Genomic DNA, 14506 nt, shown 5'->3' on the forward strand with positions numbered 1-14506 from the left:
AACTCAGATTAGCTAACGATTTGTGGAAGGCGTCTTCGCTTTTTTAGTTTATATTCTGTTGGAAGCATATTAAACTTGGTCTTGAATGATTTCGCGAAGTAATTCGGTGCCGTAAAACCGGTCATATAAGATATTTGTGAAATACTAAGATCGCTGTTTTCCAACAAAATTGCCGCTTTTTCAAGTTTTATGGAGCGAATAAATTCAATGGGTGTTTGTCCGCTCATTTCCAGTACTTTACTATAAAGCGTCCCCCGGCTCATACCCACATGTCTGCTCAAATTTTCTACGCTAAGTTGTGCAGTGTGAAGATTGTCTTCAATGTAAGAAAGCATGTCTTTGAGCAATTTTTCCTGACTTGATTCCATTTGTACCGGCTCGTCCGAAACTTTGATCTGTCTTGAATATACACCTTTCAAAAGTCTGTTTAATAGGATCAGGTTATTGATCTTGGCATTCAAAATTTCGAAATTGAAAGGTTTTGTCAGGTAATCGTTGGCTCCTGAATTGAGTCCTTCCAGCTGCTGCTGTTCACCATTAGATGCAGTAAGCAAGATGATCGGGATATGTTTCGTCCTTTTGTCCGCCTTGATCTTCTGACTTAAAGTAATTCCGTCCATTTCCGGCATGGCAATATCACTGACGATCAGCTCAGGGTGGTGGCTCAACGTTTTTTGCCAGCCTTCTTTCCCATTATTTGCTTCGATCACATGATAAAAAGGCATCAGACTTTCTTTCAGATAGTGTCTGAACTCTTCATTGTCTTCGATAATTAATACACTTGAAGGGTCTTCCAGATTTGGTTTCTCTTTTTTACTACCCGAAATATCATGATCGGACGAAGGCGTTCCAGGTCTATCATAAGCAGAAAGTTCAACCGGCAGAATTGGTATTGAATTTAGCACAACAGGAAGCTGGACTAAAAACGAGCTTCCCAACCCCGGCTGGCTTTTTACGGTGATTGTTCCCTGATGCAACTGAACAAACTCCCGCACAATAGAAAGCCCGATTCCGCTGCCCTGATTCAGTATTGACATATCGGTATCATCCTGAAAAAACCTTTCAAAGATCTTTTCATGATTTCCCTCCGTAATACCCACGCCGGTATCTGTTATCGAAATGTTGAGCCACGACTTATCATCGGGAGAATCTTGCTGAGAAATTTCCAGTTTTACTTCTCCTCCTTTGGGTGTAAACTTGAATGCGTTTGAAAGCAGATTGAAAAGTATCCGTTCCAATTTTTCCGGGTCAAAATCCATGTATAACTGGGCAATGGCACTCTCTATTTTAAATTGAATACCTTTTCTAAACGAAAGGTCGCTGAACTGCTCACAGGTATCTTTGATAAATAGGATAGCGTCCTTCGTTTCAAGATTCAGCTTCACTTCCTGCTGCTGCATATTTTTTATATCCAAAAGCTGATCAACGAGATTGAGCAGTCGTTTGGCATTTCTTTTAATTGCCAGAACGGGTGAATTTAATTCTGTTGCCTTCGTTTTAACCAATAAATTTTCAGTAGGAGCAAGAATCAGAGAAATGGGCGTCCTCAGTTCATGACTTAAATTGGTAAGAAACTTGATTTTTTGTCGGTCCAGTTCTTTTGCCTGTTCAGCCTCCGCATGTTTTTGCTGCTCTTTAAACTCCCGTTGAAGTTTTTGAATACCCCGGCGGCGCATTGCAAATACAACAGCAATTGGCGTAAGAAGATAAAAGATATAGGCATAAATGGTCAGATAAAACGGTGGCTTTACATTGATATTTATTGAGGTAGTCTGGGGACTCCAAGTGATGCCGTCACCGCTTGCCTGGACTTCAAACATATAACTTCCCGGACTCAGATTCGTATAACTGGCAAAATTATTTAGTCCGGTTTCATTCCATTCCGATTGCATACCGACGAGCCTGTGCCTGTAATGCATCTGTCTCGGATTGGTATAGTCCAACGCGGCATAACCGAGTGAAAAATTCTGTTTGTAGTCAAGGTTGATTGTTTTGGCAACGGAGATATCCGCATCTATTAAATTTGAATCAGCCGGCGTGATGCTTCGGTTACCAATACGCAGATCTTTCAGGACGATAGGCGCTATGTTTTTGCAATCCGGCAGACTGCGTGTGTCGATGTAGTTGAATCCGGCAATTCCACCGAAAAACAGGATATTATCAGATGTCCTGATACCAGAGCCCAATACAAATGTTTTGTCCTGAATTCCGTTGTAAGAGCTGAAATTGGTAAATTTTTTATTTTTCGGATCAAAAAAACTGATTCCCTGATTGGTACTCACCCAAATGCGACCCTGATCGTCTTCTAGGATTTTGTTGATGACGTTGCTTGCCAGTCCTTCCTTTTCTCCGTAGGAGATAAATTTTTGTAACCGCTGATCAAAAAGAGCCAGCCCTTCACCAAACGTGCCAACCCAGATATTTCCTTTTTTATCTTCTATTATGGATGAGACGATATTACCCGGGAGATTACTGGATTGTTTATCCAGCAATATGGATTGTCGATTGACAGGATCAAAAACGGCCACACCAGTGCCATGTGAGGCTATCCAGATTTTTCCTTGCCTATCTTGTAAAATATCCCTGATATAACCATTGAGTGGAATAATCCGCTGAGAAGCGGGAATTGCCAGATCAAAATATCTTTCAAAACGTTTCGTTTTGGGATCAAACAAATGGACACCACCACCATTGGTCCCCACCCACAACTTGCCGGATCTGTCCTTTTCCAGACAGAAGATTTCATTATTATTCAGGCTTGACAAATCTTTCCCACGGATATATCGATTGTAAGCTCCGGTTTTTGGATTTAACTGGAACAAGCCGTCCTGAAACGTGCCTATCCAAAGTTCGTTTTCAGAAGTCAGTTCCAGTGTCAAAATGGCTAGTCCCGAAGCGGCATTCCTGTTTTGGGGATTGATATTGAATTTTTTGAAAAGATTCCTTTCCCGGTCATACAGGTTCAGACCTCCGCCGTCTGTGCCGACGAACAGGTCACCGGTTGGGGTCTCGGCAAATGAAGTGACAAATGGTGCACTAAGACCAAACGGATCATTGGTATCAGATCTTTTCAATCCGAAAATGGCTAAATTTTTGTCGTACTTATTTACTCCACCTTTATATGTACCCAGCCAGCAGATACCTTGATTATCAATCAATATGCTGCGTACCGATTTATTTGTTAAACTGAATTCCGTTCTGGCATCCGGCCCATATCGTTGAATATTTCCATTACGGGTATCAAGAATATTGAGTCCGGCGTCTGTGCCTATCCACATATTATGGTCATTTTCCAGCGTGATCGCAAAGACCATGTTGGAGCTCAGAGAATTTTTATTGCCGGATTCATACCGGATGTGCTGTAATATCTGCCCACTGGAATTAAGCTTTAATACGCCGCTATATGTACCGACCCATACATTCCCATCCCGATCTTCGATGATAGATTTTACGGTTCGGCCTCCAGTTTCGTCGGGCAACGCCTGAAGGTAATTAATGTATTCGTTGTCCTTCCGGGAAGGATCAATTTTATACAGACCGTTTTTCGAGCCAACCCATACTTTCTGCTTACTGTCTATTGTAACGCTCAGTATCAATCCTTTCGAAATCTCGTCGGGAATGTTGGGTATTGATGCAAATGTACTGATCCGGTGACTTTTTGCATCTACGTTAAGTAATCCACCAGTCGTTCCTACCCACAATTTACCTGTTGCATCGCTGCTTATGGTTGTGACACTGTGAGGAGACGGTATGCTTAAAAAGGAATCTTTTCTTCTATCATAATAATGTAGTCCGCCTTCAATAGTACCAACCCAGATACCACCTGCCCGGTCTTGGTGCAAGCTCGCAATATCACTGGATTTTAGTGAGGTCGAATCCTTTTTATAGTGGCGGTATACCGTCACATCGGTACCATCAAATTTGTTAAGACCATCATCCGTTGCAAACCACATCAGCCCGTAACTGTCTTTTAAGATTGCAGTCACGGTATTGGACGACAAGCCATCCATGGAGGTAATCGACGTGAACTTCGGTTCCGGACGCTGAGCCTGGGCTGTAAACAGAGCAGTACATATTATGATCAGCGAGCAGGCAACGCAGTATATAAAATTGAGTAATAAGCGCATCTATCAGAAAGAATTTAAAAAGCCAGCCAGTGTTGAAAAAATAATATCATGTATGCCCCATAAAAATGTAAAAAATCTTTCATTTAAAATCGGCAGAGGTATTTTTTGCTTACTGCAACATTCTACATGCGAAAAACGGCATTTTAATCCTAAAAATGCAAGTTTCTCCTTGAATACGGCATTTTTTTAGTGGATTTGAACATTTGTAGCGGTAAAATGAACAAATCTGCTCACAGTTGACATAGCTGCCATGTTACATTTGTCGATAATTAATTAAATAATATCTGGGAAAAATGATGAACCAGATTAAATATTAAAACAGGAATATCAGTATCAGTTTAATAATTACCCGTCGATGCGAAAACTTCTGTTTGGGTAATTAAAGTGCTGGAATAATGCTGCCACCAAATGATGTCAAATTGACACTATTACTTATTAAAAACCAAATGAAGGCGTTTGTGAAAACCATATCTAACCCAAATTTTATGACATGTTGCTGCACCAATTGAAACATTTACCGGAAAGTACTTTGATGCTTCAAAAACTGAATAACAACCATTCAGTATGTAAAAATCAATCAACTCGAAAACACTTAATTATTCAGAAGTTATGCAAGACTCTTTATTAAATCGTAATATGCTGGCAAGAGTCCTGGGGATCTCCGGCCTTCCTATATTACTGCTGGGCGGGTTTTCTACCGAAACCTTTGCCAGCGGGACTTTAATTAATCATGGCATCCAACCAAGATCAATGTCTGTTGCAGACGTAGAGATCAGAGGCAAGGTGACCGGTGAAGACGGTGCCGCGCTTCCAGGCGCAAGCATTTTGATCAAATCCACCACAAGGGGAACGATTACAGACACTGACGGAAATTTTAAACTTCTTATTGCCGACGATGCAAATACAATTCTGGTTGTATCGCTTGTTGGATATGTCTCCCAGGAAGTTGTTGTAGGAACACAAAAAGTTGTCAATGTTCTCTTGAAAGGAGACAATAAAGTTTTGGACGAAGTTGTAGTAGTAGGTTATGGCGTGCAGCGTAAAAGGGATGTGACCGGCTCCGTTGTATCTGTCAGTGAAGCTACGCTGAAAGAAGTGCCTGCGCCAAACCTGATCAACCAGTTGAAAGGACGTGCCGCAGGTGTTTCTATCATTAGTAACGGAAGTACGCCAGGTTCTCAGGGACAGATCAGAATCAGGGGAAACCGGACGCTTACGACAAGTTCAGGTACAGCGGACAGCCAGGATGGTCCACTTGTTGTAGTTGACGGGATTCCATTTGGCGGTTTGAATGATATTAACCCGGACGATATCCTCAGCCTGGAAGTGTTAAAAGATGCTTCTGCGACAGCGATTTATGGTTCCCGTGGATCAGGAGGGGTAATATTGGTAACAACCAAAAGAGGTAAGGTTGGTAAACCGGTATTCAGTTATGACGGATATCACGGAGAAACACGGGTGATGGGTAAATTCAATGTCATGAATGGCCCCGAATATGCTCAGTTCAAACTTGATGCTGCCAAATATAACCGCACAAGCCCGGGAACTTCCGGTTATGTTTTAACTCAAAAAGAGCAGGAAGCACTTGATAATGGCGTATCGACCGACTGGCAGGATCTGATTTACAAACCAGGTTTTATGTCTAACCACCAGTTAGGCGTACAAGGTGGTAGCGAGACTACTCAGTATTCTTTGGGTTTAGGTTATTTTAACGAAACCGGTATTATTCCAAGCCAGAATTTTCAGCGTTTCAATATCCGCGCGACCATTGATCAGCGAATAGGCAAACATGTAAAGATCGGGCTTAATACGTTAAACACACTGACTTACCAGAATACCCCTGGCGGTGGCGGCATACCTGGCGGACTTGTGCGCCTTACACCTCTGGCGTCGCCTTACAATGCGGACGGTACGGTTAATACATTTCCTTCGGAAGGTTCAATTGATGCAGCCGGCGTAAGTCCGCTTACAATTTTGACCAAAAAAGATTCCTACCTCGGACGTACACGCTCGCTGAGGACATTCAACAGTATTTATGCAGAGGTGAATATTTTACCAGGACTGAAATACCGGTTCAATGCAGGTTTGAATTTCAGCCAGTCTAATTACAATGGCTACAATGGCCCGCTGACGTATTTCAATTCTGCTACCACACAGGCATCATCCAATGCCGAGATCAGTAACACAGAATATTGGGATGTGAATTTGCAGCATTTACTTTATTTCGATAAAACATTTGCTGGCAAGCATAAACTGGGCTTTACCGCACTTTATGAGTATACCAAAAACCACTCTTTGGGCAGCCGTTTCACAGTAACGGGGGTGCCGGCGGATTATATCAAAACATCAAACTTTTCGCTTGCATCGGGTCAGCCTGTGGCCAGCTCTGATTTTGGTAACTCATTTTCTGAAACGGGATTGTTGTCTTATATGGGAAGGCTTAATTATAGCTACGCCGACAAGTATTTGCTGACCATGACTTTACGTCGGGATGGATCTTCTACATTATCTCCTGGTAATCAGTATTTTAATTATCCGGCAATTGGTCTGGGGTGGAATGTGATTGAAGAAACTTTTATGAAGTCGGCCCCATTTATTTCTAATCTTAAACTGCGCGGTGGCTGGGGTATATCAGGAAACCGAAATGTGGGTGCCTATTCAACGCTTGGCGCATTAACAGCCGGGTATTACAATTTCGGAACAGGTACTGCCGGACAGCAGCTGGCTTATACTGTGACCAGCTTACCTGCCAATGACCTGACCTGGCAGTCGACTTCTCAGCTGGATATTGGTATCGATTTCGGTATTCTGAACAATCGTATTACAGGTTCGGTGGATTGGTATCATCAAAAAACCAAAAATATCCTACTGTCAGTTCCACTTCCTGCCAGTAATGGTGCAAGTTCTACTTTGAAAAATCTTGGTAAAACTGAAGGTAAAGGCGTGGAAGTAACGACAACCTTTGAGATTGTTAGAAAACCCAAAGGATTTAACTGGAGTGTAGACGCGACTTATTTCTTCAACCGCGAGAAAATCACGCAGTTGACGACACCGGAAGAACAATCCAACATCGGCGCGGGATGGTTTGTAGGGCAACCGCTTTCGGTTATTTATGATTATAAAAAATTGGGTATATGGCAGACCGCAGATAAAGAAAACGGCACTTTGGCTCAGCAGACATCTCCTGTTCAACACCCTGGACAGATCAGAGTGGAAGACCTGAACGGTGATGGAAAAATTGATGCCAACGACCGTCAGCTGTTAGGTAATTTTCAGCCTAAATGGGAGGGAGGCCTTACTACCCGTTTCAGTTTTAGAAACTTTGATGCTTCTGTTGTTACTTATGCCCGAATGGGTATGAAAGTAATTGTGCCTTACCTTACCGGTAACTCCACAGGATCAGGTGGATTTGCCTTCTATAACCAAAGCCGTGTGAATCAGGTGAAAACGGATTACTGGACAGAAACAAATCCAACCAACGCATTTCCTGCTCCTGATGCTAGCGGCGCTGTGGCAAACTTTGGTTCAACGCTTGGCTATTACGACGGTTCGTTTATCAAATGCCGAAGCATTAACCTGGGTTACACTTTCCAGAGTAATGTTTTCAAAAAGATTGGTGCAACATCGGCCAGGATCTACGTAAACCTGACCAATCCGTTCATAATTTATTCTCCTTTGGTGAGAGATAATCTGGCTATTGACCCGGAAGGAAACAGCTATGCAAGTGGTCAGTCGACGCTAAACCCGGATGCAGCCAGCGACCGTGGTACGCCAGAACGTCAGATTTCGGTAAATCTTAATAATCCTCCGGTAAGACAATTCACTGTGGGCGTTAACCTTAAATTCTAATCCGATCATGAAATCCATAAAAATACTGATTACTGCCGGGCTGATCGCAGCATTTAGCACCGGTTGCGAAAAAGTGCTCGAAGAGCACCCCCAGTCCCAGATTGTCCCATCTTATTTTAACAGCCCAGCGGGTGTTCTCGGAGGAATAGCAGGGGTTTATAACGATATCCGCGGCCAATGGGGTACGGAAGGGTTTACGGTTGAAATGCAGGCTGGAACCGACGAATTTATTCAAGGAGTAAATGCCGGTACAGGTAATGCCTATACTTACAATGGTTTGAACAGTAGTAACTTCGGTTCTGCCTGGGGTGTCGCTTTTCAGGATATTAACACATTGAATGGCGTGCTTCAGTATGGTCAGACTATTGATCTGAACGAGGCAACGCGGAAGCAATATCTTGCCCAAGCCAAATTCTTGAGGGCATTCTGGTATTTCTATCTGGTGCAGACCTGGGGCGACGTACCGCTTCATACAGAATTCATTACTGTACCATCGCAGGCGGCTTCGCGTCAACCTGCGGCGGCAGTTTATGAGCTGATCATCAAGGATCTTACAGAAGCTGCGGCTGACTTGCCCAACCAGCCAACAGCTCCATTCCTCGGAAAAGCGGCAACCAAGCCTGTCGCGCAATTCCTGCTTGCCAAAGCATACCTGACCCGCGGATGGCTGAACAATACGGTCAGTGATTTTACGGCGGCTGCAAAACTTTGTGATGAAATTATTGCCAATAAATCGGCTTACGGCCTGGATCTGTGGCAGGATTATGGAGATGCATTTGTTCCTGCAAACGACTATGGAAAAGAAACGATGTTTGTCAGCGACCATGTGTTGGATCCTAAATATGGTTATTACACTGTCGGTGGAGCAGCCGGAGGCGGCGCGGCACAAAACCTGAGTCCATGGTTCACAAACTGGAATTATCCTAACAACAGTGGCATTAACTCTATCAAAAATGCTGCAGGTGTCTTTACCAACAGCGGAACTTCCGGGATGATCCGCGATTCGTACTACGGTCGCCCGTATGTGCGAATGCGCCCAAATTCGGATAAACAGACTACGGGTACGCGTACAGGAAAAAACTATTTCCTTGATCAGGCTTTCACAAATCGTGATGTCGATTCACGTTTCGCCAATTCGTTTTATACGGTTTACATTTCAAACACTGCGGTAACGAATACGCCAACAACCGCTAATAATACCCGTGGGATCGGTTACACGACCGTACCTGGAGTAGACACGGCCGTTTGGCTGCCTGATTATGAAGTGCCGGGCGCACCTCAGTTTGTAGGATCAAGACCATTTAAAGGTATTGTTGTGCCGCCAAGTCTTTGGAACAATGGTATTTATCCAGCGTTGAAAAAATACATGGATCCAAGCCGCGGAGCAAATTTTAATGATCCCTCTACGCGTCCTGCTGTTTTATACCGCTTTTCGGACGTTTACCTGACGGGTGCCGAGGCATATTTCAAAGCGGGTGACGCATCGAAAGCTGCAACGATGATCAATGTTTTGCGGCAGCGCGCAGCATTCCGTAAGACTAATACCACGGCTCAGAATACCGCTGCGGCAACGGCCATGAACATTACCGCCGCGGACGTAACCCTGGATTTTATCCTTGACGAACGGAGCCGTGAATTCTTCGGAGAATGGCAGCGCTGGCATGACCTTGTAAGAACACGCTCGCTTGTCCGCCGTGTGCAGGAATGGAACAAAGAGGCTGCTCCATACATCAAAGATTTTCATATGTTAAGACCAATCCCGCAGTCTCAGATTGACAGGGTAGTAGAAGGTCCAAAGTTTCCGCAAAACACGGGATACTAGTTCAAATTGTTGATTAAAAACAATAAACCTGGGACGCAGGACTGCGAAAAATGCAGTTCTGTGTCTCAGGATTAGTTTTGTCAGGATTTCAATAAAACAACATAAGTAGTAACAGTCCAACGATTTGCTTTTTGTATAAAAAACATAAATGATGATACGATTCAATAACAATCTTATAGCCACCTTCTCGATTATTGTTGCCACAGCCGGACAGGCGATCTGTCAGAAAGCACCTGAAAAGATCAAGCCGCTTATAGAAGGTTTGTACACTGCCGACCCCTCAGCCCATGTTTTCAATGGAAAAATTTATATCTATCCTTCTCATGATGTTGAAGCAGACGTGCCGCAGGATGACGAAGGCGGACATTTCCAGATGCGCGATTATCATGTCTTTTCCATGGACAAGATCGGTGGAAAAGTAACGGATCACGGCGTTGCGCTGGATGTAAAAGATGTGCCCTGGGCGGATAAACAAATGTGGGCACCGGATGCAGCTTACAAAAACGGTACATATTTTCTTTATTTTCCTGCAAAAGACAAAGAGGGGATTTTCCGGATGGGCGTAGCTACAAGTAAATCGCCAACCGGCCCTTTTAAAGCTGAGGCAAAACCTATTGAAGGAAGTTACAGCATCGACCCGGCTGTTTTTACCGATACTGACGGTAAAACTTATATGTATTTGGGAGGTATTTGGGGCGGTCAGCTTCAACGCTGGCACACGGGAACCTATAACAAATCTTTAATGACTGATCTTGGCAAAGGCCACGAAAATGAACCAGCATTGAATGCAAAGATTGCTCTAATGAAAGATGATATGCTTTCGTTTGCCGAGCCTTTGCGTGATGTTCAGATCCTTGATGAAAATGGAAAACCTCTGCTTGCCTCGGATACTAACCGACGCTTTTTTGAAGGTGCATGGATGCATAAGTTCAATGGAAAATATTATTTCTCTTATTCAACAGGTGATACGCACTTGCTTTGTTATGCAGAGGGAACTTCACCTTACGGGCCGTTTACCTACAAAGGCGTGATCATGAATCCGGTTGAAGGCTGGACAACGCATCATTCGATTGTTGAAGTGAAGGGAAAATGGTATCTGTTCTATCATGACGCTGAACTTTCCGGAAAAACGCACCTTCGCAGTGTAAAAGTCAGAGAGCTACTGAGAGATAGTAATGGAAATATTAAGACAATAACTCCTTGATAATTAATATATTATTGTTCATTCCTATCAAAAATTAATATGCAAATCGAAAGACGCGATTTTTTATCGACCCTGACTCTGGCAGGGGCCGCTGCCTTATTTTCCGGTAATCCCTTGCTGGCAGCTACCGCTCAGAAAAAAGAAAAACTAGGTATCGCCCTGGTGGGACTTGGATATTACAGCACAGATCTATTGGCTCCGGCGCTTCAAATGACTGAAAAATGTTACCTGGCGGGTATCGTTACCGGTACTCCGGCCAAAGCTGAAACCTGGAAAGCGAAATATAAGATCCCTGATAAAAATATCTACAACTATCAGAATTTCGATCAGATCGCTAATAATCCGGATATCGATATTGTATATGTGGTTTTGCCTCCATCCATGCACAGAGAATATGTCGTGCGCGCTGCCAAAGCAGGCAAACATGTATTTTGTGAAAAACCAATGGCCCCATCAGTAGCAGATTGCGAAGCGATGATCAAGGCTTGCAGCAGCAGTAAAGTTAAACTGGCGATTGGTTACCGTTGTCAGCATGATCCTAATATCCAGGCAATCATGAAGCTTGCCAAAGAGCCAAAATTTGGTAAGGTAAAAATGGTGACAAGTGCCGCTGGATATTTTGACGCACGTACTGATCACTGGAAACAGAAAAAGTCGCTCGGCGGCGGTGTAATGGGTGATATGGGTGTGTACGCCTTGCAGGGAGCTCGGCTTGCCACGGGTGAGGAACCAATCAGTGTTTTTGCACAGGCATCCACCACGCGTCCGGATATTTATAAGGAAGTTGAAGAAACGATGATGTTCATGCTTGATTTCCCAAGCGGCGCGAAAGCATCCTGCCAGACCAGTTTTGGTATCAATATGAATCACTTGCAGGTTAATTATGAAAAAGGCTGGGCGAAGCTTGAACCGCAGTCGGGCTACAATGGAAATAAAGGAAGCCTATCTGATGGAACTTTGATTCAATTTCCGATTAAAAATCAGCAGGCAAAACAAATGGATGAAGATTGCGAAGCTATACTTGGCAACAAGGATCTGATTGCACCGGGAGAGGAAGGACTTCGGGATATCAGGGTTGTGGAAGCGATTTACAAATCGGCCGCCGCAGGGAAAGTAATAAAAATATAGGCAGAAGTATCTGCGTTTTACCACCGCTTATTTAGAAAACCGAATCGTTGATCAAGATTACTAAATGAAGACAAAGCATTTTTTATATACAATGTTTTTTGCCGGCAGCATTTTTTTTAGTGAATGCGCGAGCGCTCAGACAACCACTATCGTAAACCCGATTTTAACCGGTTTTTACCCTGATCCGAGTGTTGTACAGGTAGGGACGGATTATTATCTGGTCAATTCTACCTTCTCTTATTTTCCGGGAATTCCAGTTTTTCATAGCAAGGATCTTAAAAACTGGAAACAGATAGGGAATGTCATTGACCGCCCGTCGCAGATGGACTTTATGGGTGAAAAACTGACAAGGGGGTTATTCGCACCGGCGATCAGTTTTCATAACGGGACGTATTATGTTACTTGCACGGATATCGATCACGACGGAAATTTTATCGTCACTTCCAAAAATCCTGCCGGTCCGTGGAGTGATCCGGTCCGGGTTCCCCAGGTCCGTGGTATAGATCCGTCGCTGTTTTTTGATGAAGACGATAAAGCTTACATCATCTATAACAGCGATCCGCCAGAGAGAAAGTCATTATATCCGGGTCACAGAACAATCCGTATTTATGAAATTGATCCTGCCACTTTGAAGGTGATCGGCGAAGAAAAACAGCTGGTTAACGGCGGTGTAGATCTAAGCAAAAAGCCGGTTTGGATTGAAGCACCGCATATCATGAAAAGAAATGGCTGGTATTATTTGTATGCTGCCGAGGGTGGGACTTCCGTCAATCATACAGAAGTTGTTTTTCGGAGCAAATCTGTTTGGGGACCTTTTGTTCCGTATGAGAACAACCCGATCCTGACGCAAAGAGGTTTGCCGGATGACCGGAAAGATCCGATTACTTCTGCTGGTCACGCGCAGTTTGTGGATGGCCCAGACGGTAAAACCTATGCTATTTTTCTTGCCGTTAGACCTTACGAGGGCAATTTCTACAATACCGGCCGCGAAACTTTCATTGCACCTGTGGAATGGAAAAACGACTGGCCGATCATTAATCCGGATAGCAAAGAGGTCAAATATGAGTATGCCGTAAATTATAAGGAAGTAAAACAAAAGGATGCGCTTCCGCAGGCTGGCAACTTTGCCTACACGCTGACTTTTGAAAAAACGCTTGATCCTGCGCTTCTTTTTATGCGGACTATTGATAAGAATTCATTTTCACTGTCACAGAAAAGCGGCCTGACGATGAAGTTGAAACCGGAAACGATTATGGAAATGGGTAATCCTTCCTTCATCGGAAAACGTCAGCAGCATTTGTTCTGCACAACGGAAGTTGAACTTGACTTTTCTCCCAAATCAGAAAAAGAAAAAGCAGGACTGACCATTTTTCAGGATGAATCTCATTTCTATTTTTTGAGTAAATCCGTTGAAAATGGTAAGCCCATGATCCAGCTTTATAGAAGCGTTGCCGATAAAAAAGACATGGAACTGCTGGCGCAGATGCCTGTTACCGATGTTTCAAAACCGGTTAAACTACGCATCACAGCCGAAGGCGATTCTTACAGTTTTTATTTTTCAAAAGGATCTTCCTGGCAGCTTTTAAAAGATAAGGTTGACGCTAAATTCTTGAGCACGCAGGTTGCAGGAGGGTTTATCGGCTGTTTGTTTGGCATGTACGCTACTTCATCGGGTGAGGCAACAACTAATTTTGCCTCGTTTAAGTATTTGAAATACAGCGGAAATGATCCGATGTTCCCAAAGGTATCAAAATAAGTTCAGGTGAAACTGAACCTTGTTTTATTCAATGTTCAAATTCAACTTTTATTTAATTATTAAAAATATAGTCAGATTAAATTTTATGAAAAAGTCGATTTTCAGAAACCTGTTGACCATTTCCGCAGTGCTTTTTTGCAGTCTCGTGCATGCTCAGTCAAATTTTACCAACAAGTCAATCGGCGTAGGTGTGGTGGTTGCCGACATGGAGCAATCCCTGGATTTTTATGTCAATGGAATTGGTATGGTAAAAACCGGCAATTTCACGATCAATGAAGAGTTTGGAAAAAGAGGTGGCCTGACCGGTGGAGAAGCCACCAATGTCAATATTCTGAAATTGGAAAACAGCCCCGAAGCCACCGAGTGGAAACTGATGAGTTTCGGTAAAAAAGCCGCACATCCAAAACAAAAATTCATACAGGATGATACTGGTGCCCAGTATATTACCATCCATGTAAAATCATTAAAACCAATCATAGAAAGGCTGAAAGGACAGAAAGTAGCTTTTCTGGGCAGTACGCCAACGCAGCTAAACAAAGACGCGCACTTTGTATTGGTGCAGGATCCGGACGGAACTTTTATAGAACTGATCGGGCCGATTGAATAACAAAACTGACCTA

At 43.5% G+C, this 14506-nt stretch carries 7 protein-coding genes; 6 read left to right on the top strand and 1 reads right to left on the bottom strand.

Annotated elements, in window-relative coordinates:
- Positions 1 to 8: 8 nt before the first annotated feature.
- A complete protein-coding gene (locus L0657_RS08525) occupies positions 9 to 4127 on the bottom strand; it encodes a two-component regulator propeller domain-containing protein (RefSeq protein ID WP_235150162.1) in 4119 nt (1372 codons plus the stop codon).
- Between the two features lie 609 nt (positions 4128 to 4736).
- Here L0657_RS08525 and L0657_RS08530 point away from each other — a divergent pair.
- From L0657_RS08530 to L0657_RS08555, 6 genes are all read left to right on the top strand, one after another.
- Positions 4737 to 7976, top strand: a complete 3240-nt coding sequence (locus tag L0657_RS08530) for a TonB-dependent receptor (RefSeq protein ID WP_235150163.1) — start codon at positions 4737 to 4739, stop codon at positions 7974 to 7976.
- A gap of 7 nt (positions 7977 to 7983) precedes the next feature.
- The gene (locus L0657_RS08535; protein ID WP_235150164.1) at positions 7984 to 9798 is read left to right on the top strand and encodes a RagB/SusD family nutrient uptake outer membrane protein; all 1815 of its coding nucleotides are present in this window, start codon (positions 7984 to 7986) and stop codon (positions 9796 to 9798) included.
- A 151-nt stretch (positions 9799 to 9949) separates the two neighbouring features.
- Positions 9950 to 11002 (top strand): glycoside hydrolase family 43 protein, encoded by a 1053-nt coding sequence (locus L0657_RS08540; RefSeq protein WP_235150434.1) that lies wholly within the window; start codon positions 9950 to 9952, stop codon positions 11000 to 11002.
- Positions 11003 to 11041: 39 nt separating this feature from the next.
- Complete coding sequence (locus L0657_RS08545; protein ID WP_235150165.1) at positions 11042 to 12130, top strand: Gfo/Idh/MocA family protein; 1089 nt, start codon at positions 11042 to 11044, stop codon at positions 12128 to 12130.
- A gap of 91 nt (positions 12131 to 12221) precedes the next feature.
- On the top strand, positions 12222 to 13886 hold the full coding sequence (locus tag L0657_RS08550) for a glycoside hydrolase family 43 protein (RefSeq protein WP_235150435.1): 1665 nt from the start codon (positions 12222 to 12224) through the stop codon (positions 13884 to 13886).
- Between the two features lie 85 nt (positions 13887 to 13971).
- Positions 13972 to 14493, top strand: a complete 522-nt coding sequence (locus tag L0657_RS08555) for a VOC family protein (RefSeq protein ID WP_235150166.1) — start codon at positions 13972 to 13974, stop codon at positions 14491 to 14493.
- Positions 14494 to 14506: the final 13 nt, after the last annotated feature.

The organism is Dyadobacter sp. CY345 (assembly GCF_021502725.1).
In the GTDB taxonomy this organism is placed as follows: Bacteria; Bacteroidota; Bacteroidia; order Cytophagales; family Spirosomataceae; genus Dyadobacter.

Excerpts from the sequence above, each read along its gene's own strand:
- L0657_RS08525 (WP_235150162.1), bottom strand. The coding sequence starts at position 4,127 with ATGCGCTTATTACTCAATTTTATATACTGCGTTGCCTGCTCGCTGATC.
- L0657_RS08530 (WP_235150163.1), top strand. The coding sequence starts at position 4,737 with ATGCAAGACTCTTTATTAAATCGTAATATGCTGGCAAGAGTCCTGGGG.
- L0657_RS08535 (WP_235150164.1), top strand. The coding sequence starts at position 7,984 with ATGAAATCCATAAAAATACTGATTACTGCCGGGCTGATCGCAGCATTT.
- L0657_RS08540 (WP_235150434.1), top strand. The coding sequence starts at position 9,950 with ATGATACGATTCAATAACAATCTTATAGCCACCTTCTCGATTATTGTT.
- L0657_RS08545 (WP_235150165.1), top strand. The coding sequence starts at position 11,042 with ATGCAAATCGAAAGACGCGATTTTTTATCGACCCTGACTCTGGCAGGG.
- L0657_RS08550 (WP_235150435.1), top strand. The coding sequence starts at position 12,222 with ATGTTTTTTGCCGGCAGCATTTTTTTTAGTGAATGCGCGAGCGCTCAG.
- L0657_RS08555 (WP_235150166.1), top strand. The coding sequence starts at position 13,972 with ATGAAAAAGTCGATTTTCAGAAACCTGTTGACCATTTCCGCAGTGCTT.